Source organism: Novosphingobium sp., from assembly GCF_036803765.1.
In the GTDB taxonomy this organism is placed as follows: domain Bacteria; phylum Pseudomonadota; class Alphaproteobacteria; order Sphingomonadales; family Sphingomonadaceae; genus Novosphingobium.
Map to the genome: position 1 here is coordinate 119,194 of NZ_DAIRTS010000002.1, position 20,149 is coordinate 139,342.

Consider the following 20,149-nt stretch of genomic DNA (forward strand, 5'->3'; position numbering starts at 1 on the left):
TCGCGCGTTGGCGAACCGGATGACGCCATCACGTAGCATTGTTACGGTCTTGTGGCTTTGCCTCCTCGCATGTGCGCAACCCGCCCTGGCTGCCTCCGCCCAGGGCCGGCAGAGCGACGCGCGGCCCACCCACATCCGCCCCACCCTGCTCGCCGAAGGCCCGGTGGCGCCGGGCCAGACGGTCACCATGGCCGTGCTCATGCAGCCCGAGCCGGGCTGGCACGGCTACTGGACCAATCCGGGCGATGCCGGCCTGCCGCTCTCGCTCGACTGGTCGCTGCCGGCCGGCGCCAAGGCCGGTGACCTCCGCTTCCCCGTGCCACAGACCCTGCTGATCCAAGGGCTGATGAACCACGTCTACGAACACGACTATGCCGTGCTCGTAGACGTGACCATACCCGCCACTGCCCGCGCCGGCAGCCCCCTCGCGGTTAGCGCCAAGGCGCGCTGGCTCGCCTGTACCGACACGATCTGTGTGCCCGAACAGGCCGACCTCAGCGGCACCATTACCGTCGGCAGCGGTAGCACTGTCAGCAGCGGCGGCAGGGATACACGTTTCGCCGCCTGGCGCGCCGCCTTGCCCGCCCCGCTCGATCGGCCGGCGCGGTTTGCCGCCACCGCCAAGGGCCTTTCCATCGCCATTCCGTTTCCGGCCACCGCCACCATCGGCACGCCGCACCTGTTCATCGCCGGACAGGGCCTGGTCGACTACGCCGCCCCGCAGGCCTTCCGCCGTACCGGAGACTGGCTGGTCGCCGAACTCCCCCGCGCCAAGGGCATGATGGTCGAGCACCCCCAATCGGTCTCGGGCGTGCTGGCATTCGGGGCAGACAAGCAGGGTGCCACGGGCGCCGGTAGCAGCGGCGGCCTGTCGTTCACCGCGCAGCCCGGCGAAGTCCCCGCCGGCGGAACCCCGCTGGCCATGGGCGGCACCACGCCCTTTGCCTGGCGCACGCTGGTGCTCGCGATGCTGGGCGCGCTCGCCGGCGGCCTCATTCTCAACGTGATGCCTTGCGTGTTCCCGATCCTCAGCCTCAAGGCGATGGCGCTGGCCCGCGGCAACAGCAGCCACGCCCGCGCCGAAGGGCTGGCCTATTCCGCCGGCGTCATCCTCGCCTGTCTCGGTCTCGGCGCGGCCCTGCTCGCCCTGCGCGCCGGCGGGGCCCAGGTCGGCTGGGCATTCCAGTTGCAGAACCCCGGCGTCATTGCCGTGCTGGTGCTGCTCGCCGCCGCGATCACGGCCAACTTCGCCGGTCTCTACGAATTGCCCGGCCTGTCGGTCTCGCGCAGCGGCAACAGTGTCGGCACGATCGGTGGCGCCTTCGGCACGGGCCTGCTCGCCGCCTTCGTCGCCACGCCCTGCACCGGTCCGTTCATGGCCGCGGCGATGGGCGTGGCGCTCGTCCTGCCGCCGCTCGCGGGCCTTGCCGTCTTCGCAGCCCTTGGCCTGGGTCTCGCGCTCCCGTTCCTGCTGATCGGCTTCGTCCCGCCGCTGCGCCGCCTGCTGCCAAAGCCCGGCCCATGGATGGAAAAGTTCCGCCACTTCATGGCCGTGCCGATGGGCCTGACGGTCCTTGCACTGCTGTGGCTGGCCTCGCGCCAGGGCGGCTGGCCACTCGCGATCGCCGCCTTCGCGCTGGCCGCGGCCCTGCTCGCCGCGCTTGCCCTTGCCGAACGCCGCCGCCGCGCTGGCCGCCCGGTCGCGGTGTGGCTCGTGCCGACGATCCTCGCGCTCGGCGCCGCCGCGTTCCTCGGCGCCCCGCGCTTGGCGCAGGCCCCCGCCTCCGCCAGCGGCGCACTCCCCGGCGCCCGCCCGTTCAGCGCCTCCGCGCTCGCCGCCGCCCGTGCCAGCGGCAAGCCGGTGTTCCTCTATTTCACGGCGGACTGGTGCCTGTCGTGCAAGGTGAACGAGAACGTCGCCATCGACCGCCCCGCCACGACCGAGGCCTTCCGCAAGGCTGGCGTCCAGGTGCTGGTCGGTGACTGGACCAGGGCCGACCCGGCGATCACCGCCTTCCTCACCCAACAGGGTGCCGCCGGCGTCCCGCTCTACCTGTGGTACGCCCCCGGCGCCACCGACGCCAAGGTCCTGCCCCAGGTCCTGACCCCGGAGACGCTCCCCACCCTCGCCCGATCCTCACAAGGCAGTTGACCACCCAAAAAGCCTGTGGCAATCGCCGCGCTCCCGAGCGGGTGTAGCTCAATGGTAGAGCAGCAGCTTCCCAAGCTGAATACGAGGGTTCGATTCCCTTCACCCGCTCCACTTTCCAGACCGCGCGCGTTCGCCGGCGTCTGGATGAACCCCGGAAAATCCGAAATAGCCGCCGCCCCTCAGGGCGCTCGTGCATTCTCGCAACCTTCTGCGTCCGGGGTGCGCGCATAGCCGGGCTCGGGCGGTATGCCCCCGAACCCGGCATCACGCACCCTTCAGGCCCCTACTTCGCCGATGCAGGCGAGAAGCGTACCAGCTGGACCGCGTAGTGCTCCAGAGCCGGGTCGACCAGATTGGCGGCGCCGGCCGCGGGGCTGGCCATGACGACATCGCCGGCTTGCGGGCGGCTCGCTGGCCAACCGGTGATCGAGAGACGCTGGCGCTGGCCGCTCATGTTGAGCAGCACCAGCACGCCGGCCCCGGACTTGGAGACGCGGGCATAGGCGACGACCTGCGGATTGCCGCTGTTAAGCGGCAGATAGGCACCGCTGCGCAATGCGGGGTCGCTGTGGCGCAAGTGGAGGAGCCCGGTGTACCAAGCCAGCATGGATGCCTTGTCCACCTGCTGCCGGGCCACGTTCACGGTCTGCGCCTCAGGGTGCAGCGGCAGCCACGGAGCGCCGGTGGTGAAGCCCGCATTGGCCCCGCCGCTCCATTGCATGGGCGAGCGTTCTGGATCGCGCTTGTCCGCGACCTGCCGCTTGGGGCCGAGCGGAAAGTCCTTGAGCGTCGCGGCCGGAAGATCGGCCATGCCGATCTCCTCGCCATAGTACATCAGCGCCGTGCCGCGCAGGGTCAGCGTCATCGCGCCGGTCAGCTTCGCGATCGCCTCGTCATGCATGCCGTCGCCATAGCGGGTGCGCTGGCGCGTGGTATCGTGGTTGCTGAAGTGGAACACCGGCGGCAGGCCATCGAGCCCGAGTTCGGCCTCGTCGATCCGCGCCTTGAAGGCGGCGGCATCGAGCGTCGGGACGTCCTTGTAGAGGAAGTCCATGGGCAGGTTGATCTCATCGCCCTTGGCCCCGTAGACCCGCCGCAGGTCGGCAACCGTCGAGATCGCGTTCTCGCCCAGCAGCACGCGCTGACCGGGATAGCTGTCGAGCACCTTGCGCAGATCCTTAAGCGCCTCGCGCGTGGCAGGCAGGTTGCTGTTGTAGGGCTTGAGCCCCGCCGGCGGGCCGCTCTTGACGTCGGCATCGTTGGGCCAGGTCGGGTCTTCGAACAGATAGGGCGTCGCATCGAGACGGAAGCCACTGGCGCCATGATCGAGCCAGAAGCGCACGACATCGTGCATCGCCTTGCGCAGGCCCGGATTGCCCCAGTTGAGGTCCGGCTGCTCCTTGTAGAAGATGTGATAGTAATACTGGCCGCTGGCCTTGTCGTATTCCCAGGTCGAGCCGCCGAAGATCGATTCCCAGTTGGTCGGCGGGCCACCGTCGGGGGCCGGGTCCTTCCACACATACCAGTCCCTCTTGGGGTTGCTGCGCGAGGACCGGCTTTCCTTGAACCACGCGTGCTGGTCGGACGAATGGTTGAGCACGAAATCGACGAGGATGCGGATGCCGCGCTTGCGGGCCTCGCGCGCGAGTTCGTCCCAATCGGCCATCGTGCCGTACTCGGGCGAGACATTGGTGTAGTCGGCGACGTCGTAGCCGAAATCCTTGTTGGGCGAGGGAAAGAACGGCGTCAGCCAGATCGCGTCGACCCCGAGCTTCTGCAGGTAGTCGAGCCGCTGCGTGACCCCCTTGAGATCCCCGATGCCATCGCCATTGGTATCCTGGAAGCTGCGCGGATAGATCTCGTAGATGACGGCATGCGCCCACCATGGCTCGGCGGCCGGCGGTGGGGCCTTCGCCAGTGCCTGTCCGCCCGACAGCAGCGCCAGCAGGCCGCCCATGATGGCCCTGCTCCACATCCGTCCGGTCGCCCGTTTGCCGCTGCTCATCGTCACTCCTGTCAACATGCCATGGCACCGAGCCCGAGGGCTTCGGCGTGGCTGGGAAAATTCATTGCGCATCCACCAAGGAACCGCGCGACGTCGCGGTCGCGATGGAAATCGACGTCATCGCGCTGTTCCGCGCCGAGCGGCGGGAAGGCGCCGTAGCCGGCGAGCAGGCAATGCCACGACAGGTTCTGGAAGTGGCTGAGGCCCTCCATTGCGCCAAGTCTGGCCGCCAGATCCCCGCGACGAAACCATACGTCGAGAATTTCGAGCAGCGGCGCGGACAGATGCGTGTTGGCCCGGTTGGCCCGCCAGTAGTCGCTGTCGTCACGCGTATTGAGCTTGTAGTGCGCGACGATGTAATCGCGCACCCGCTCGACCCGCCCGGTGATGACCGCATTGAACGCATCGCGATGGCGGGCTGTAAAGCCCCCGCGTTCGAGATGGTCGACGAACAGGTCCACCGTGTTGAGCACGAGGTGGAGCGCGGTGGCCTCGAGCGGTTCGACGAACCCCTGCGCGAGACCCACGGCCAGGCAGTTGCGTTCCCAATGGCGCGCCAGCTGCCCCGGCGTGAACGTCAGGTGCCGCGCCTCCGCGCCGTCTGCGGCAGTGCCGAGATGCCTGCGCAGTTCGGCCTCGGCCTGCTCGGGCGCAAGGTGGTCGCGGCTATAGACATAGCCATTGCCGAAGCGGGTGGTGAGCGGGATCGACCAGGCCCACCCCGACGAAAGGGCCGTCGATACCGTCTCGACCGGGATGGCTTCTCCGGGCGGCGTCGGCAGCACGACCGCGGCGTCGTTGAACAGGTTGTCGCTGAAACTGTGGAACGGCACGCCCAGGGTCCCGCGCATCAGCAGCGCGGAAAAGCCGCTGCAGTCGATGAACCAGTCGCCTGCGATGCGCTCGCCGCGATCGGTGACGAGCGCTGCGACATCCCCGCTTTCCGCCTGTTCGCAGCGCACGATCCGCCGCGACAGGTGCGTCACGCCCTGCGCGATCGCATGGGCGCGCAAGAACAACCCCAGCTTCGCGGAGTCGAAGTGGTAGCCGTATTCCATGCGGAACGGGAAGTTGGTGGGGGTCAACGGTGCCTTGCCCTCCGCCGCCAGCACGCCATTGAGCAGGAAAGCACCGGGGCGGGTCGGCACGTCGTAGCCCAGCCGCCGGTTGCGGCAGTTGTTGACGAAGGCGTCCTCGGTATGGACGTCGATCTGTGTGGTGAACGGGTGGCTGTAGTCCGCCACTTCCGACGCCGGGCTCCAGCCGACGAAGCGGATGCTGGCCTTGTAAGTCGCATCGCAGGCCGGCATCCAGTCAGCCTCGGCGATGCCCAGTATTTCGAAGAAGCGCTTGAGCGACGGGGTCGAACCTTCGCCGACGCCGATCGTCGCGATGTCCGGCGCCTCGACCAGCGTGACCTCAGCCCCCAGGTGACCCCAGCGCTTCGCCATCAGGCAGGCCGTCATCCAGCCCGCGCTGCCCCCTCCGGCGATCACGATGCGCGGCGGCGGGATCACGGCGCTCGTGCCGTCATGCGCTGGAGATAGTCGTCATGGCTCGGCAGCTGATCCAGCGGCCGCGCCTTGACTGCTGCCAGTTGCGCAAGCTGCGCGGCCAGCTCGGCCTCGCTCGGGCCATCGGCCAGCGGGTGATGATCGACGGGCACGATCCCCTGCCCCATCAGCACCTGCACCCATGATGGCTCCATGAAGATGTCGTACTGGTCCTGCACCAGCGACCCGTTGGCCTGGAACAGTGCGATCTTGCTCGCCAGGCGCTCGGGCAGTTCCATCTGCCGCATCGCGCGCCAGAACGGCGAGCCGCGCCTGGCGTTGACGTGATAATGGAGGATGATGAAGTCGCGGACCAGCTCCATCTCGATCTGCGACTGGCGGTTGTATTCGTTGACCAGCTCCGCCGTGATCCCCTGATGCGGGAACAGGTGCACAAGCCGGGTTATGGCGGACTGGATGAGGTAGATGCTGGTCGATTCCAGGGGCTCGAGGAAACCGCTCGACAGGCCCACGGCCACGACATTGCGGTTCCATTGCCGGCGGGCGCGTCCGGTGCGGAAGGGGATGATCTTGGGCTCGCCCAGCGGGCTTGAATCGAGATTGCCGAGCAGAAGGCTGGCGGCCTCGTCGTCGCTGTAGTGCCGGCTCGAATAGACCAGCCCATTGCCGTTGCGATGCTGCAGCGGGATGCGCCACTGCCAGCCTGCGCTGTGGGCGATGGCGCGGGTAAACGGCAAGGTCTGGGCAAAGCGTTCCGACGGCACCGCCATCGCCCGGTCGCAGGGCAGCCAGTGGCTCCAGTCGTCATAGCCGGTGCCGAGCTGCTGCTGGATGAGAACGCCGCGACTGCCCGAGCAGTCGACGAACAGGTCGCCTTCGACCTGCCGCCCGTCCTGCATCACCAGGGCCAGGATATCGCCGACACCCGCTGCGCGCACGACCGCGCCGACGACGCCCTCGGTCCGCACGACGCCGCGTTTCTCGGAATAGCGGCGCAGGTACTGTCCATAGAGGGCGGAATCGAAGTGATAGGCATAGGGCATGTCCCAAATGGGATCGTTGCCGTGTGTCGGGGCGAACTTGCCGGCTTCCGCGGCCAGGTAGTTGAGATCGTAGTCCCAGTAGCTGCCGCCCAGCCCCGCCTTGCGCGCACGGTTCCAGAAATGATGGAACGAGGCGAACGGCGTGTTCCGCCCGGCGGTGCCGAACGTGTGATAGTAGCTCTCGCCGATCCCGCCCCAGTTCTCGAAGCGGATGGCGAGCTTGATCGTCGCCTTGGTCTCGCGCAGGAAATCGGCTTCGTCGATGCCGAGCACCGAATTGACGAGCTGGATCGGCGGGATCGTCGCTTCGCCCACGCCGATGATGCCGATGTCATCGGATTCGACGAGTTCAATCGCAGCCTGCTCGCCCAGCACCTTGGACAGCAGCGCCGCGGTCATCCATCCTGCCGTGCCGCCGCCGAGAATGACGACCTTGCGGATGAGACGGTTCATGTTCTCTTTCTCTCCAGTTCGTCGTGCCCTGCCAATATCCCCGTCCGGCATGGTCGCCGGCAAGGGATATCGTCAGGGACCGACGGGTCTTAGAAGAACGAATACGTCAGGTTCAGCATGAAGTTGCGCCCGAACCGCTCCGATCGCGACACGAGGCCGCTGCCGGTATCGGTGTAGATGTCCTTCTGGTCGGTCAGGTTCTGCCCCTGGATCGAAATCCGCAGGCCTTCGAGATACTTCAGGCCGGTGTACTTGAAGTCGTACCCGATCTGGGCATCGACCAGCGTTTCACCTGCGCGATTGACCGGCGAGATCGTATTGGAGCCGCCGCGGTCCTCCGACAGGTAGGCCGAGCGCTTGTTCATCGAGCCGCGGATCGAGAAGCCAGACTTCTCGAAGTAGCCGGTCACCTTGTAGACCCGCTTCGACAGGCCCGGCACGTCGGAGCCGTTGTTGAGCTTGCCGTCGGTGAAGGCCATCGCCCCCACCAGGCCGAACCCGTCCAGCGCCTTGGTCAGGCGGCCGAACGGCACGCTGGCCTGCAGTTCCACGCCCTTGACCGAGCCCGTGAGACCGCCGGTAAAGGTGGTGTTGAGGCCCTTGAACGTCGCCGGCGTGTAGATCGTCGTACCGTCGCTGCTGACGGCCTGGTGATAGCCGGGGATGTAGAACTGGGTGTAGTCGCGGATCGTCGTTGCAGCGACGTTCCAGTTGACCAGATCCTTGTAGAAGCCCGAGACCGAAACGAAGCCGTCCGGCGCGAAGTAGTATTCGTAGCTCGCATCGAACTGGTTGGCTTCATAGGGTCGCAGCTCGGCATTGCCGCCGGTCGATACCCATGGCCCCAAACCCGGATCGGTGTTCGTCACGTTGGCCACGTTGTTGCGGAATTTCACCGAGGAGCCGGGATTCAGATAATCGATGCGCGGCCGGCTGATCACCTTCGAGGCGGCGAAGCGCAGGGTATGCCCGCTGCCCAGATCGAAGTTGAGGTTGAGGCTGGGCAGCACGCGGGTGTAGTTCGCACCGTCGCTGATCGGCGTCGCGATGGTCCGCAGATTGGCCCCGATCACCGAATTGAAGCCGGAGCCGCGCTGGCGCGTGAACACGCCCTGCACGCCGATATTGCCGAACATCCGCACGCCGCTGAACTCGGCCTCGAAGTCCGCCTTCACGAACGGCTGCCACACCCTCTCCCGGATGGAATAGGTGTCGCCAAGACGATCGGGCTCGAGCGCGCCGGCGTCATAGCGCTTGTAGAAGTCGCTGTTGATGAGGCTGAGCGCATCATAGGCAACCACGTTGCCCAGGCCGACCCAGTTCAGATCCGCCGTGCCGCGACGTGCATCTGCTGGGATCGGGCCATCGATCGGATAGGTCTTGGCCGTCAGGAAGAAGCCCTGGTTGGTCTTCGACTTCTTGTGATCCGAATAGCGCACGCCAAGGTTCACGTGCTTGACGAACGACCCTTCGAGATCCTTCTGCACCTCGAAGCGCAGGGCATTGAGCCGCTCGTCGAAGATGCCGGTGTTGACGAAGCCGTCCTGCGCCTGCGCAAAACCGATGGGTTGCCCGCTCGAGCCGATCACGGCGGTCTGGTTCAACTCGGTGATCGGCGCGAGGCCGCCACCCCACGACTGCGGACCCGCCAGCCGGACGACGTTATAGTCGTTGTAGGCCTGCGAATTGTTGGAGAACGACAGGCCATTGTCGGAATACGTATAGGTCCGCAGGTTGTTGGGGCCCTGCGTGGTCAGGCCGGCGCGACCCAGGCCCGAATAGCTCTCACCGCGCGTGTCGCGCTTGTTGCTCTCGGCGTGCGACACGTCGAGCATCACATGAACGTCCGACGAGGGTTCCCACTTCAGGTTGCCGCCGAAGGTCTTGAGCTCGCCGCGTTTGTCGAGCGGGTCGGTCCGCAGCACCGAATTGAAGCCCGTGGTACGCGCCGAGACGACGTGGTTGCCATCGGTCTTGATTACCGTGCTGCCATCCGCGGCCACCGGCAGCGCCTCGATGAAGCCGCGCGAAATGCCACGATCCGAGAACTTGATGTAGAGCCCGTCCAACGTCAGCGAGAACTGGTCGGTCGGCTTGAATTCAAGCACGCCCGCCACGGTGTCGCGCTTCAGCACGCGCGAACGCGACGAGATGTCGATACCGGCCGGTGCATACTTGCCCGCGTTCGGACCCGACGAGATCACGCCTTTGTCATAGCCCCAGACGCTGAAGAATTCGTCCTGCGTCGGGGATGACGTGGTAGCTGCGGTCAAGGCCACGCCGATGGTGTCGTTCGCGAACTTGTCGCTGAACGAAAGCGCCGCGCGGTAGCCGGTATCCTTGAAATCGGGGTTCTTCGACTTCATGCCGTTCTTCTCGAACGACGCGTTCGCCACCAGCGTTCGCTTGTGTTCGAGCGGGTGGATCGTGCGCAGATCGACCGTACCGCCGACACCCTGTGCGATGAGGTCCGCGCTCGGCGTCTTGAAGACGACGGCGCTGTCGATGATTTCGGAAGGGTAGAGATCGTATTCGACGCCCCGGTTGTCGCCGATGCCGATGAGTTCGCGGCCATTCAGCGTGGTGCCGACGAAGTCTTCGCGGAAACCGCGCACCGAGATCCCGCTGAGACGACCGGCCCGGCGTTCACCGGCCAGGCCGGCGAGGCGACCGAGCGAGTCTGCGACGCTCGATTGCGGCAGCTTGCCGATGTCCTCGGCGGCAAGGGCCTCGACCACCGAGGTGCTGTTCTGCTTGACCGCCTGAGAGCGCTCGAGGCTGGCGCGAAGCCCGGTGACGACGATGGCGGCATCGGCTGGCGGGGCCACCGCGGTATCCACTGGTGCCTGCTGCGCCCAGGCGCCGCTCCCGCTCAGGATGGCGACGACCGCCGTCGAGCAGACGAGACTCTTCCTTGTGATCATGCGACTAATCCTCTCCCTGTTCGGGCCTTGCGACTCTATGCCGTCGGTCCCGACCTTGCCTTCTTTCGAGTTACGCCACTGGCAATCGATTGCAACATCGCGACACTTTTTTGCATATGCAAATTTTTGGGCCCTGTGCGACGACTGATTGCCACGGCATATTGATGCGATGGATGAGGCACCGGGCAGTGACCTTGGCTCGCATGGAGAGGGTAGCCGCCGCGCACTGATGGCGGTGTCTTTCGGCGCGTTTTTCGTGATGGGCGTCGCCGGGGCCATGGCCACGACGCTGGTTCCCGTCGTTCCCCTGGTCTTCGCGCGCGGCCTTTCGGCGGCGATGACGGTCCAGTGGATCGCGCTCGTGGTCGCCGGCCTGTCCTCGCTGGTTCTGGCGCAGCGCTTGCAACGAAGCGGCCCCCGCACCGTCATGCTCTGGGGGCTGGGTCTGGTGGTTCTGGGCTGTCTGGTCGTGGCCATGGCACTGCACCCGCCCGACGGTGCGCCGCCCAGCTTCCCCGCACTCATCGCTGCGCTGGCGCTGGTGGCGCTGGGCAATGCCGCGCTGCAGGTCGCAGCGAACGTCGTCGCGGTACAAGCCGGCAGCCCGCGTACCGCAGCCGCACGGCTTTCCGCCGCACAGGCGGTCAATTCGGTCGGCGTGCTCGCAGGGGTCAGTCTCGGCGCAGCACTGGCGCTGGGCAGCGAGCCGGGCACCATCGCCGATGGCGGCCGATTGGCCTATCTCCTCACCGGGCTTGTCGCCGGGACGGTGCTGGCGGGTGCCGCTCTCGTGAGACGCGCACGCTGGGGCACCCCCGCCCCGCCAAGCCACGCGCCCATCCGGCAGGCGCTGCGCTCACCGCTGGCGCTTGCCGGTGCTGCCACGATCGCGCTCTACGTCGGCGCCGAAGGTACCATCGGCAGCCTGCTCATCCCTTATCTGCACCAGTCGTCAGCTACGGGGCTGAGCCTGGCCCTGGGCGGTCAGATGGTCGCGTGGGTCTTCTGGGGCGGCGCACTCGTCGGCCGCGCTGCCGGAAGCGCGCTGCTGCTGCGGGTGCCAGCACCCCGCGCGCTGCTTGGCTCGGCCCTGCTCGCTTTGCTGTGCCTATCGGCCGTTCTCGGCATCTCGGGCCCCTTGCCGGGCTACGCGCTGCTCGCCACCGGCCTGTTCAATTCCATCATGTTCCCGGCGATCTTCGCGCTGACCTTGCAACATGCCGACGCCCCGCCCGCTGCCGTTTCAGGGCTGCTCTCGACCGCGGTCGCCGGGGGCGCGCTGATGTCCGTGGTGGCAGGGTATCTTGCCGAGAACCACGGCATCGGCCACGCCTTCGCCGTGCCAGCCGCGGCTTATGGCGTAATCGCGGTTTTCGCGATCTGGACGGGCCGGCTCGCCACCGCCCCGCAGGACTCGCGCACGACGAGATCGATTGGCAACCGTTCCGATTTCACTTCGTAGCCCGCCATCGCCCGCAGCAGCTTGGTCACGAGCAGATTGCCCGACAGGATCGGATCCTGCCGCATCGTGGTAAGCCGGGGCTGTATCAGCTGTGCAAGGTCGCTGTCGTCATACCCCACCACCGCCACGTCCTCGGGCACGCGCATTCCATGGTCCCGCAGCACGCGGATGGCCCCCACCGCGACCAGATCGGACGAGGCCACGATCGCGTCGAACCCCGTCCCTTTCGCGAGCAGCGTGCGCACGCCGTTTTCACCCGCCGCGAGGCCCGAGTTGGCGGGGCGCATCATCGTGATGCCGGGCGACCCCCCGGCCTCGGCAAGGGCGGCGCGAAACCCCGCGAGCCGTTCGGAAAGCTGCGAATGGCGCGTTTGCGCGGTGGTGATGGGCGCGGCCTGCCCGACGAAAGCCACCCGCTCGCGCCCAAGCGCAATCAGATGCTGCGTCGCGCGAAACCCGCAGGCAAAGTTGTCACTGCCTACAGAGCAATAGCGCTGCCCCGGCGTTTCCACGCCCCAGACCACGAACGGCCGGTTGCCTTGCGCCAGCGTGTTAAGGCCGTCGTGAAACTGCGACTGGCCGAAAAAGATCACCCCGTCGTAAGGGTGCCGGTCCATGAAGCGCAGCAGCGAGGCATCGTCATGCGGCGCCACCGCCGACACCGCAAAATCGAGACCCTGGTCGCGCATCGCGGCCCCCACGCCGCCCAACAGATTCATTTCGAAGGCATTCGCCAAGCGGCTTCCGGCCGGCAGTGCCACCGGCATCACTGCACAAACCGACCCAGTCCGCCGGGGCCGCCTGCTCCGCGCCGTTCTGGGCACGGCATCGGCATCTGGCAGCGGATAACCCTGCGCCTGCGCCACGGCCCGCACCCGCTCCTTCGTTTCGGACAGGATCGCCGGATGATCGCTGAGCACGCGTGACACCGTCGCGACCGAAACTCCGGCTGCTGCCGCAATATCGGAAAGTCTTGGCCTGCGATGCGTGTCTGACATTACGGCAATCCCGCCTCGATCCCGGCAATGGCCGATGCAACAAGGCTAGCTCACCCGGTCGGGTGGTCAAGCAGGTCAAAACCCGAACTGCGCCGCCGTAAACTCGTGCCGATCGCTCGACGGGAACGCCCCGAGGACCGACAGCCGCCCACCCTGGTGCCGGAAATGCCACGTCCGGTGGATGACCGGCGCGGCGTCGACGAAAGCCGCAGGGTCGAAGACCACAACATTGCATTCGCCCGCATCGGCACGTGCCGAGGGGGTGCGGATCACGGCCGTCTCCGCCAGCCGCGCCTCGCTCGCCAGCGCCTGGCACGCGGCATAGTCGTCCGGGTCGGTCCACGCCGAAAGATGTGCGGCGAAGGGCGGCCGGGTCAGGTCCAGCGCGCGATCGGTCGCCACGCGCACATGAAAGCTGGTGTACTCCACGGTGGCGGTCGGTGGCACGAAACCCGGCGAGCGACTGAAGAACCGCAGCGACCAGTAGGCCGTCTCGGCGATGGCGGTGGTTTCGGCCTCGGCAGCGTAGAAGATGCCGGGCCTCTCGTCCGCCCGGCGAAACCGGCTGGCGCTGCGGTGGCCATAGCGGAACGGCGTCGCGAGCAGGAAATGCAGATGCCGCGCGGATTGCGGGACTTGCGGCTTCACCTCTTCGGCCAGTTCCTCAAGAAGGGCCTGCGTGGCACCGTCGCTGGCCAGGCGGTTGGTGGAGATGCGGTGCTGGCCTTCGACGAGGCGCCAGATCGTCCCGCGATAGTCCCGGTGCTCAGACGCGAGCGCGATGGAAGTCCACATAATCACACAGTTCGATCAGGCCGCGCATGGTGTCGAGCTTCTCAATCGGCTTGCCCCCGAGATCGAGATTGGGTGTGTCCAGCCAGCGCCGCGCCGCCGCATCGTCACTACCCAGCAAGGCATCGAGGCTGCGAAACAGCCGCAGCAGGAATTGTCCGGCCTCGAAGGACTTGGATGCGGGATCGAGTTCGGTGGCGCCCCGCTTCAGACGCGAGATCGTGGGCGCCGAAAGACCGAGGATTGAGCCCAGCTTCGCGTTGTTCAGCGACCAGAACTCGGCGATGCGCACGATCGCCGTGCTCAGCGCAACAGCGCGATCGGGCTTCGGATCAGCCACGGCAGGCATCACATCATCCTTTCAGATGACATGAATACTCCTATTTCGTTCGTTTGACCAGCGCACAATGCAACCGGGCAGGGCCTGTGTCGACCCAGCTTTCCCCGCTACGCCTGTCCGCAGTTACTGCGTTTCGCGCGCCAGACGCTCCGCCAGCTCGGCGATCTCCGATGGATCGAGCAGCCAGGTCCGGGTCTTGCGCCCCTCGCGGTGGATCGGCACGGTCAGCAGCACGCGCGCGTTGTCCTTGGCATGGGGCTTGTAGAGCGAAAAGTGCAACGCACAGTCGCGCACCGTGCCGATGATCGGCGTGCGGCCCTCGAGGTCGATCATCGTCGCGGGCTGGTCCCACGGAATGGTGGTCGTGCTCATCGGCTCAGACGTCCAGGTTCGCGACGTTGAGCGCATTTTCTTGGATGAAGTCGCGGCGTGGTTCGACCACGTCACCCATCAGGCGGGTGAAGATCTCGTCGGTCACGTCGGCATCCTCGACCTTGACCTGCAGCAGCGAGCGGTTCTCCGGATCGAGCGTCGTTTCCCACAGCTGCTCGGCATTCATCTCGCCCAGCCCCTTGTAGCGCTGCACGGCGATACCCTTGCGACCATTGGCCAGCACGGCGTCGAGCAGTTGTGACGGGCGCGTGATCCCGGCGTCCTTGCTTTCGGCACGTGTCGGCGCGGCCGTCTCTTCGCCATCGGTGACAGCCGGCTCGGCTTCGGGAGCGGCGGCACTGGCGCGCACCAGCCGGGCCACGCCCTCGTAGACTTCGGCATGCTCGGACGCGAGGCGCGCCAGCTTGCGCGCTTCGGCGCTGACGAGGAAACCGGCTTCGATCAGGTGATGGTCGGTCACCCCGCGCCAAGCGCGCTGGATGTGATAGCCACCCTCTTCCGACATCTGCGCGGTCCACTGCGCCTCGGGATCGCCGCGATCGAGCCAGCGTGCCGTATTGGACAATGCCTCGCTCCGCGCCTCGGCCGACAGATCGGGATCGAGCGCGCCTGCCAGCGCCAGCGCCTCGACGATCGAAGGGTCATAGCGACGCGGAACGAAGGCCATGAGGTTGCGCAGGCGCAGCGCATGATCGACCAGCTCTGCCAGTTCGTTGCCGCCGCGCGCACCGCCCGAGGTTTCCAAGACGCGCCCGGTCGTCCCTGCCTCGACGAGGTAGCGGTCGAGCGCGGCGTTGTCCTTGAGGTAGACTTCGCTGCGGCCCTTGGCGACCTTGTAGAGCGGCGGCTGCGCGATGAAGAGGTGCCCGGCGCGGATGATGTCGGGCATCTGGCGATGGAAGAACGTCAGCAGCAGCGTGCGGATATGCGCGCCGTCGACGTCGGCGTCGGTCATGATGACGATCTTGTGGTAGCGCAGCTTCTCGAGGTTGAACTCGTCGCGGATACCCGTGCCCATCGCCTGGATCAGCGTGCCGACCTCGCGCGAGGAGATGATGCGATCGAAGCGCGCGCGCTCCACATTCAGGATCTTGCCGCGCAGCGGCAGGATCGCCTGGATCTTGCGGTCGCGGCCCTGCTTGGCGCTGCCGCCAGCCGAATCGCCCTCGACCAGAAAGAGTTCGCACTTGCTGGCGTCGCGCTCCTGGCAATCGGCCAGCTTGCCCGGCAGGCTGGCGATGTCCATCGCCCCCTTGCGGCGCGTCAGTTCGCGGGCACGGCGCGCGGCCTCGCGCGCGGCGGCGGCGTCGATGACCTTGAGGATCACCGATTTGGCATGGGCCGGGTTTTCCTCGAGCCACTCGCTCATCTTGTCGGCCATCAGGCTTTCAAGCGGCTGGCGCACTTCGGAGGAAACCAGCTTGTCCTTGGTCTGGCTCGAGAACTTCGGGTCGGGCAGCTTTACCGAGACGATCGCGGTCAGGCCCTCGCGCATGTCGTCGCCCGAAAGCGAGACCTTTTCCTTCTTGAGCAGGCCCGAGCGGTCGGCATAGCCGTTGAGCGTACGGGTCAGCGCGGCGCGGAACGCGGCCAGGTGCGTGCCGCCATCGCGCTGCGGAATGTTGTTGGTGAAGCACAGCACGTTTTCGTAGTAGCTGTCGTTCCACTCGAGCGAGACGTCGATACCGATGCCGTCGCGCATCGCCGAGATGGCGATGGGCTCGGGGATCAGGGCCTGCTTGTTGCGATCGAGGTACTTCACGAAGGCCGCGATGCCGCCCTCGTAGAACAGGTCGTGTTCCTTGATCTCCTCGTGGCGCTTGTCGCGCAGCAGGATGCGCACGCCCGAGTTGAGGAACGCTAGCTCGCGATAGCGATGCTCGAGCTTGTCGAAGTCGAACTCGGTCACGTTCTTGAACGTGTCGTGACTAGCGAAGAAGGTCACGCGCGTGCCCTTCTTGGGCTTGCCCGTATCGGCCAGCGGCGCGTCCCCGGTCACCTTCAGCGGCGCGACGGCATCGCCGTGCGCAAACTTCATCCAGTGTTCCTTGCCGTCGCGCCAGATCGTCAGCTCGAGCCATTCCGACAACGCGTTGACCACCGACACGCCCACGCCGTGCAGGCCGCCCGACACCTTGTAGGCATTGTCGTCCGAGGTGTTCTCGAACTTTCCGCCCGCATGCAGCTGGGTCATGATGACCTCGGCCGCCGAGACGCCTTCCTCGGAGTGGATGTCGGTCGGGATGCCGCGGCCGTTGTCCTCGACCGAGACCGAGCCATCGGGGTTGAGCTCGATCAGCACGAGGTCGCAATGCCCGGCCAGCGCCTCGTCGATCGCGTTGTCCGACACCTCGAACACCATGTGGTGCAGGCCCGAGCCATCGTCGGTATCGCCGATGTACATGCCGGGACGCTTGCGCACCGCGTCCAGACCTTTGAGGACCTTGATGCTGTCGGCGCCGTAGGAATTGGTGTTGGGCGTGTTTTCGTTAGTGCTGGCCATGGTCCTGCACATAGGCACTTTGTGCCCGAAACCCAAGCGAATTGGCCCCGTTTTGCACAGGCTGCGCCGGCCTTGCGACAGCCTGCTTGCGCCTGTCGCATTTCGCGCCATGGTACGCCCATCCGATCGGGTGCATCCGATCCTGGCAAAGGGGGCAAACCTTGACCATCCGTACCATCGCATCCGCCGCCACGCTGGCCCTTCTGGGCGCCGGCGCTGCCCACGCGGCCCCGGCCGCCGATCCGGGCGAGACGCAGTTCCGCGCGATCTACAAGGAACTCGTCGAGACCAACACCACCGTCAGCACCGGCTCGTGCACGCTCGCGGCCGAGCGCATGGCCGCGCATCTCAAGTCCGCCGGATATGCCGACGCGCAGATCACGCTGTTTTCCACCCCCGAGCATCCCAAGGACGGCGGCCTCGTCGCCGTGCTGCCCGGCACCTCCAGGACCGAGAAGGCGATCCTCCTGCTCGCCCACCTCGACGTGGTCGAGGCCAAGCGCGCCGACTGGGAGCGCGACCCCTTCACCCTCATCGAGGAAGGCGGCTATTTCTACGGCCGCGGCACCGCCGACGACAAGTCGATGGCCGCGGTCTGGGTCGACACCATGATCCGCCTCAAGGCGGCCAAGCCGCTCAAGCGGACCGTCAAGCTGGCCCTGACCTGTGGCGAGGAAACCACCTGGGCATTCAACGGCGCGCAATGGCTGGCGGCCAACAAGCGCGACCTGATCGATGCGGCCTTCGCGCTGAACGAGGGCGGTGGCGGCGACACCGACGGCAAGGGCGTGTCGGAAGGCGGCAAGCTGGTCAACCAGTCGATCCAGGTCGGCGAGAAGGCGGTGCAGAACTACCGCTTCGAGACGCGCAATCCCGGCGGCCACAGCTCGATCCCGGTGCGCGAAAACGCGATCTACGCGCTGTCCGATGCCCTAGCGAAGCTGCGCGACTACGACTTCCCGGCCGAACTCAGCGACACCACGCGCGCCTTCTTCACCAAGGCCGGCGCAGCCCGCGGCGATGCCATGGGCAAGGCCATGCAGGCGGTGGCCGCCAACCCCATCGGCAGCCCGGCCTTCGTCGAGGCGGAAAAGCTGGTCAACACCGACCGCACCTATCACTCCAAGCTGCGCACCACCTGCGTCGCCACGCTGCTCGACGGTGGCCACGCCAACAACGCCCTGCCCCAGCGCGCGGGTGCCAACGTGAACTGCCGCATCTTCCCCGGCCACTCGCCCGAGGAAATCCGCGATGCGCTGCAGAAGGTCGTGGCCGACCCGGGCGTGGCCATCACGCTGACCCCGCCGCTGCGCCCGGTGGCCAAGGCGCCGGCGCTCGACCCGGCAATCATCGGCCCGATGGAAAAGCTCTCGGCCCGCTATTTCCCCGGGGTGCCGGTGGTGCCCGACATGTCGACGGGCGCCACTGATGGCGTTTTCCTCGAGGCGGTCGGCATCCCGACGTATGGCGTGCCGGGCATCTGGGGCAACCCGGACGGCAATGGCGTCCATGGCCTCAACGAACGCATGGAGGTCAAGGCGCTGATGACCGGACGCGCCTATCTCTACGACCTCGTGGTTACTTACGCGCGCTGATCGCCACCTGTGGATAAGGCCCGTCCGTTCGCACCATGCGACGGTCGGGCCTTGACCATGACCCACCAAACGTGTTGGTTGTCCCCATGCGTCATGAAGCAGTCATGCCTGTCGCCCATCTCTCGCCCGCCCACCTCTCGCCCGGCGCGAGGCTGAGGCCGATTTGGCATGGGAGCACGTGCAGGGAATGCTTCACGAGGCGCTGATCGAGCGGGCGGCTTCGGCCAGGCCCCACAGCGGCGATGGCGCCGCGACACCCCGTTTGCTGGCGTCCAACCGTCACCTCGACAATTGCCCGGCGCTGGTCCTGAATGCGGACTACACTCCGCTCAGCTACTATCCGTTAAGCCTGTGGCCCTGGCAGACCGCGATCAAGGCCGTCTTCCTCGAGCGGGTGGACATCATCGCGACGTATGATCGCGCGGTGCACAGCCCCTCGCTCGACATGAAGATCCCCTCGGTGATCGCACTGCGCCAATATGTGAAGCCGAGCGAATTTCCCGCCTTCACCCGCTTCAACCTGTTCCTGCGCGACCGCTTCGTCTGCCAATACTGCGGCTGCGGCGATCACCTGACCTTCGACCATGTCGTCCCGCGCCGTCTGGGCGGCCGCACGACATGGGAAAACGTCACCACCGCCTGCGCGCCCTGCAACATGGCCAAGGGCGGGCGCACACCGGCCCAGGCGCACATGCGCCTGATGGAAGAGCCGATCCGCCCCACGACCTGGCAGCTCCAGGAAAAGGGCCGCGCCTTCCCGCCGAACCACCTGCACGAAAGCTGGCGCGACTGGCTTTACTGGGACGTCGAGCTGGAAAGCTGAGCGAGGCTGCCGCCCGCGCGGTTGGCGCGCTGCCCCGGCCGCAAATGCAAGGCGCCGCATAGGAAAGGGCCCGCACCGTCCCCGGCGCGGGCCTTTTTCTCAGGTCCCGAACGCTGCGATCAGAAGGTCGCGGTCAGCGAAATGACGGCCACGCTCTTGGCGGCACGGTGCATTTCGCCCGCCGAGACGCCCAGGAACGGGTTGTCGCGCGAGTCCTGCTTGCTGACGTTGGTGCCGACGGCGGAGACGTCGAACGTCAGGTTCTTCCAGGTCGTGCTGATCCCGGCGGTATAGTCGAGGTACTGCTTGGTGTAGTCGAAAGCGCCGCCGGTGTGGCCGAGGTGCGTGTGGATGGTGAACGGCGTGTTGGGGATGGAGCCCGACAGCTCACCGTACACATAAGTGTTGGTGTGCGTGGTGTAGATGTCGAGGTTCTTCTGCTTGGGCGCAAAGTTGACCCCGGCCTTGGCATTGATCGGCCCCAGCGCCTTGGTCAGCGAGCCGTAGACCTCGTAATAGTTGAGGCCCGGCGCACCCGGATAGAGATAGCCATAGACGCCGACGTCGAAGGTCACGCCGCTGTCGGCGATGCCGTGCGTGAAGCCGCCATAGACGTCGATCTCGGTGCCACCGATGTTCACCGCCGGGCTCGCCGTCGCGCTCGAACCCCAGGTCGACACATAGAAGCCCGAGCTGTGCGCGACGGTGATCGCACCCTGCACGGCCGGCTGGTTGTTCGACTGCGAAATGCCGCGGAAGCGATACTGGCTGGTGACCGCTGCAGAACCGGAAATCTTGAAGTCGCTGGGCGGCGCGGTTTCGTCGGCCATGGCGGGCACAGCATATCCGGCAATCACGGCAAGGCTGAGCGCCGCGGCTGCCTTGGCCACGCGCGACTTGATGGACGTACGCATGAAAATACCTCTTTGTTTCTTCTTCGCGTCGCCCCGCCTGCACAAGTCGCCGGGTCTCTGTCTTTGAAGCGGACCTCTTCACGACTTGCCGCTCCGGGATGCCGCGTCGTTTTGCGGCGCACAAGAGCTATTGCCGGAGCGTGACATTGTCGTTCTGTTCCGTGTCTTTTTTGCATCATAGCGTTTCTGCGGCTTGTCTGGCGCAAGGTTGGAACCATATTGGACCCAGGATGTTTTC

At 66.4% G+C, this 20,149-nt stretch carries 14 protein-coding genes and 1 tRNA gene; 5 read left to right on the plus strand and 10 right to left on the minus strand.

The features are described from left to right. Positions 1 to 49 precede the first annotated feature (49 nt). Both V7Q48_RS01710 and V7Q48_RS01715 read left to right on the plus strand, forming a co-directional pair. Positions 50 to 2,152, plus strand: coding sequence for a protein-disulfide reductase DsbD family protein (locus V7Q48_RS01710; protein WP_333835883.1), 2,103 nt, complete (start codon positions 50 to 52; stop codon positions 2,150 to 2,152). A 37-nt stretch (positions 2,153 to 2,189) separates the two neighbouring features. Beyond that, positions 2,190 to 2,263: transfer RNA gene (locus V7Q48_RS01715), tRNA-Gly, on the plus strand. Positions 2,264 to 2,435: 172 nt separating this feature from the next. Here the strand turns inward: V7Q48_RS01715 and V7Q48_RS01720 are convergent. The 4 genes from V7Q48_RS01720 to V7Q48_RS01735 all read right to left on the minus strand — a co-directional run bounded on the left by V7Q48_RS01720 (position 2,436) and on the right by V7Q48_RS01735 (position 10,091). Further along, a complete protein-coding gene (locus V7Q48_RS01720) occupies positions 2,436 to 4,157 on the minus strand; it encodes an alpha-glucosidase (RefSeq protein ID WP_333835884.1) in 1,722 nt (573 codons plus the stop codon). A gap of 11 nt (positions 4,158 to 4,168) precedes the next feature. Next, on the minus strand, positions 4,169 to 5,674 hold the full coding sequence (locus V7Q48_RS01725) for a tryptophan halogenase family protein (RefSeq protein ID WP_333835885.1): 1,506 nt from the start codon (positions 5,672 to 5,674) through the stop codon (positions 4,169 to 4,171). Next, positions 5,671 to 7,167, minus strand: a complete 1,497-nt coding sequence (locus V7Q48_RS01730) for a tryptophan halogenase family protein (RefSeq protein ID WP_333835886.1) — start codon at positions 7,165 to 7,167, stop codon at positions 5,671 to 5,673. Before V7Q48_RS01730 ends, V7Q48_RS01725 begins: the two co-directional genes overlap by 4 nt. An 89-nt stretch (positions 7,168 to 7,256) precedes the next feature. Next, the gene (locus V7Q48_RS01735) at positions 7,257 to 10,091 is read right to left on the minus strand and encodes a TonB-dependent receptor (RefSeq protein WP_333835887.1); all 2,835 of its coding nucleotides are present in this window, start codon (positions 10,089 to 10,091) and stop codon (positions 7,257 to 7,259) included. Positions 10,092 to 10,260: 169 nt separating this feature from the next. Between V7Q48_RS01735 and V7Q48_RS01740 the strand changes: the two genes are divergently transcribed. Continuing rightward, positions 10,261 to 11,553: an MFS transporter gene (locus V7Q48_RS01740; protein WP_333835888.1), complete on the plus strand. Its 1,293-nt coding sequence runs from the start codon at positions 10,261 to 10,263 to the stop codon at positions 11,551 to 11,553. Here V7Q48_RS01740 and V7Q48_RS01745 read toward each other — a convergent pair. From V7Q48_RS01745 to gyrB, 5 genes are all read right to left on the minus strand, one after another. Beyond that, positions 11,445 to 12,551, minus strand: coding sequence for a LacI family DNA-binding transcriptional regulator (locus tag V7Q48_RS01745; protein ID WP_333835889.1), 1,107 nt, complete (start codon positions 12,549 to 12,551; stop codon positions 11,445 to 11,447). The two genes, V7Q48_RS01740 and V7Q48_RS01745, sit on opposite strands and share 109 nt — an antisense overlap. Before the next feature lie 75 nt (positions 12,552 to 12,626). After that, the gene (locus V7Q48_RS01750; protein WP_333835890.1) at positions 12,627 to 13,346 is read right to left on the minus strand and encodes an RES family NAD+ phosphorylase; all 720 of its coding nucleotides are present in this window, start codon (positions 13,344 to 13,346) and stop codon (positions 12,627 to 12,629) included. Next, positions 13,318 to 13,692: an antitoxin Xre/MbcA/ParS toxin-binding domain-containing protein gene (locus V7Q48_RS01755; RefSeq protein ID WP_333835891.1), complete on the minus strand. Its 375-nt coding sequence runs from the start codon at positions 13,690 to 13,692 to the stop codon at positions 13,318 to 13,320. The genes V7Q48_RS01750 and V7Q48_RS01755 overlap by 29 nt, the downstream gene beginning before the upstream one ends. A 114-nt stretch (positions 13,693 to 13,806) precedes the next feature. Beyond that, positions 13,807 to 14,055: a hypothetical protein gene (locus tag V7Q48_RS01760; protein WP_333835892.1), complete on the minus strand. Its 249-nt coding sequence runs from the start codon at positions 14,053 to 14,055 to the stop codon at positions 13,807 to 13,809. Positions 14,056 to 14,059: 4 nt separating this feature from the next. Then, positions 14,060 to 16,579 (minus strand): DNA topoisomerase (ATP-hydrolyzing) subunit B, encoded by a 2,520-nt coding sequence (gene gyrB, locus V7Q48_RS01765; RefSeq protein ID WP_333835893.1) that lies wholly within the window; start codon positions 16,577 to 16,579, stop codon positions 14,060 to 14,062. Positions 16,580 to 16,746: 167 nt separating this feature from the next. On the opposite strand from gyrB, the gene V7Q48_RS01770 reads away from it, so the two are divergent. Continuing rightward, a complete protein-coding gene (locus V7Q48_RS01770; protein ID WP_333836007.1) occupies positions 16,747 to 18,174 on the plus strand; it encodes a M20/M25/M40 family metallo-hydrolase in 1,428 nt (475 codons plus the stop codon). A gap of 187 nt (positions 18,175 to 18,361) precedes the next feature. Beyond that, positions 18,362 to 18,997 (plus strand): HNH endonuclease, encoded by a 636-nt coding sequence (locus V7Q48_RS01775; protein ID WP_333836008.1) that lies wholly within the window; start codon positions 18,362 to 18,364, stop codon positions 18,995 to 18,997. 119 nt (positions 18,998 to 19,116) lie between these two features. On the opposite strand, the gene V7Q48_RS01780 is transcribed toward V7Q48_RS01775, so the two are convergent. Beyond that, positions 19,117 to 19,911, minus strand: a complete 795-nt coding sequence (locus V7Q48_RS01780; RefSeq protein ID WP_333835894.1) for a TorF family putative porin — start codon at positions 19,909 to 19,911, stop codon at positions 19,117 to 19,119. Positions 19,912 to 20,149 lie beyond the last annotated feature (238 nt).

What these genes read in the sequence shown, in the direction of transcription:
- V7Q48_RS01720 (WP_333835884.1), bottom strand. Translation starts at nt 4,157, where the DNA reads ATGAGCAGCGGCAAACGGGCGACCGGACGGATGTGGAGCAGGGCCATC.
- V7Q48_RS01730 (WP_333835886.1), bottom strand. Translation starts at nt 7,167, where the DNA reads ATGAACCGTCTCATCCGCAAGGTCGTCATTCTCGGCGGCGGCACGGCA.
- V7Q48_RS01735 (WP_333835887.1), bottom strand. Translation starts at nt 10,091, where the DNA reads ATGATCACAAGGAAGAGTCTCGTCTGCTCGACGGCGGTCGTCGCCATC.
- V7Q48_RS01740 (WP_333835888.1), top strand. Translation starts at nt 10,261, where the DNA reads ATGGATGAGGCACCGGGCAGTGACCTTGGCTCGCATGGAGAGGGTAGC.
- V7Q48_RS01745 (WP_333835889.1), bottom strand. Translation starts at nt 12,551, where the DNA reads ATGTCAGACACGCATCGCAGGCCAAGACTTTCCGATATTGCGGCAGCA.
- V7Q48_RS01750 (WP_333835890.1), bottom strand. Translation starts at nt 13,346, where the DNA reads ATGTGGACTTCCATCGCGCTCGCGTCTGAGCACCGGGACTATCGCGGG.
- V7Q48_RS01755 (WP_333835891.1), bottom strand. Translation starts at nt 13,692, where the DNA reads ATGCCTGCCGTGGCTGATCCGAAGCCCGATCGCGCTGTTGCGCTGAGC.
- V7Q48_RS01760 (WP_333835892.1), bottom strand. Translation starts at nt 14,055, where the DNA reads ATGAGCACGACCACCATTCCGTGGGACCAGCCCGCGACGATGATCGAC.
- gyrB (WP_333835893.1), bottom strand. Translation starts at nt 16,579, where the DNA reads ATGGCCAGCACTAACGAAAACACGCCCAACACCAATTCCTACGGCGCC.
- V7Q48_RS01775 (WP_333836008.1), top strand. Translation starts at nt 18,362, where the DNA reads ATGCTTCACGAGGCGCTGATCGAGCGGGCGGCTTCGGCCAGGCCCCAC.
- V7Q48_RS01780 (WP_333835894.1), bottom strand. Translation starts at nt 19,911, where the DNA reads ATGCGTACGTCCATCAAGTCGCGCGTGGCCAAGGCAGCCGCGGCGCTC.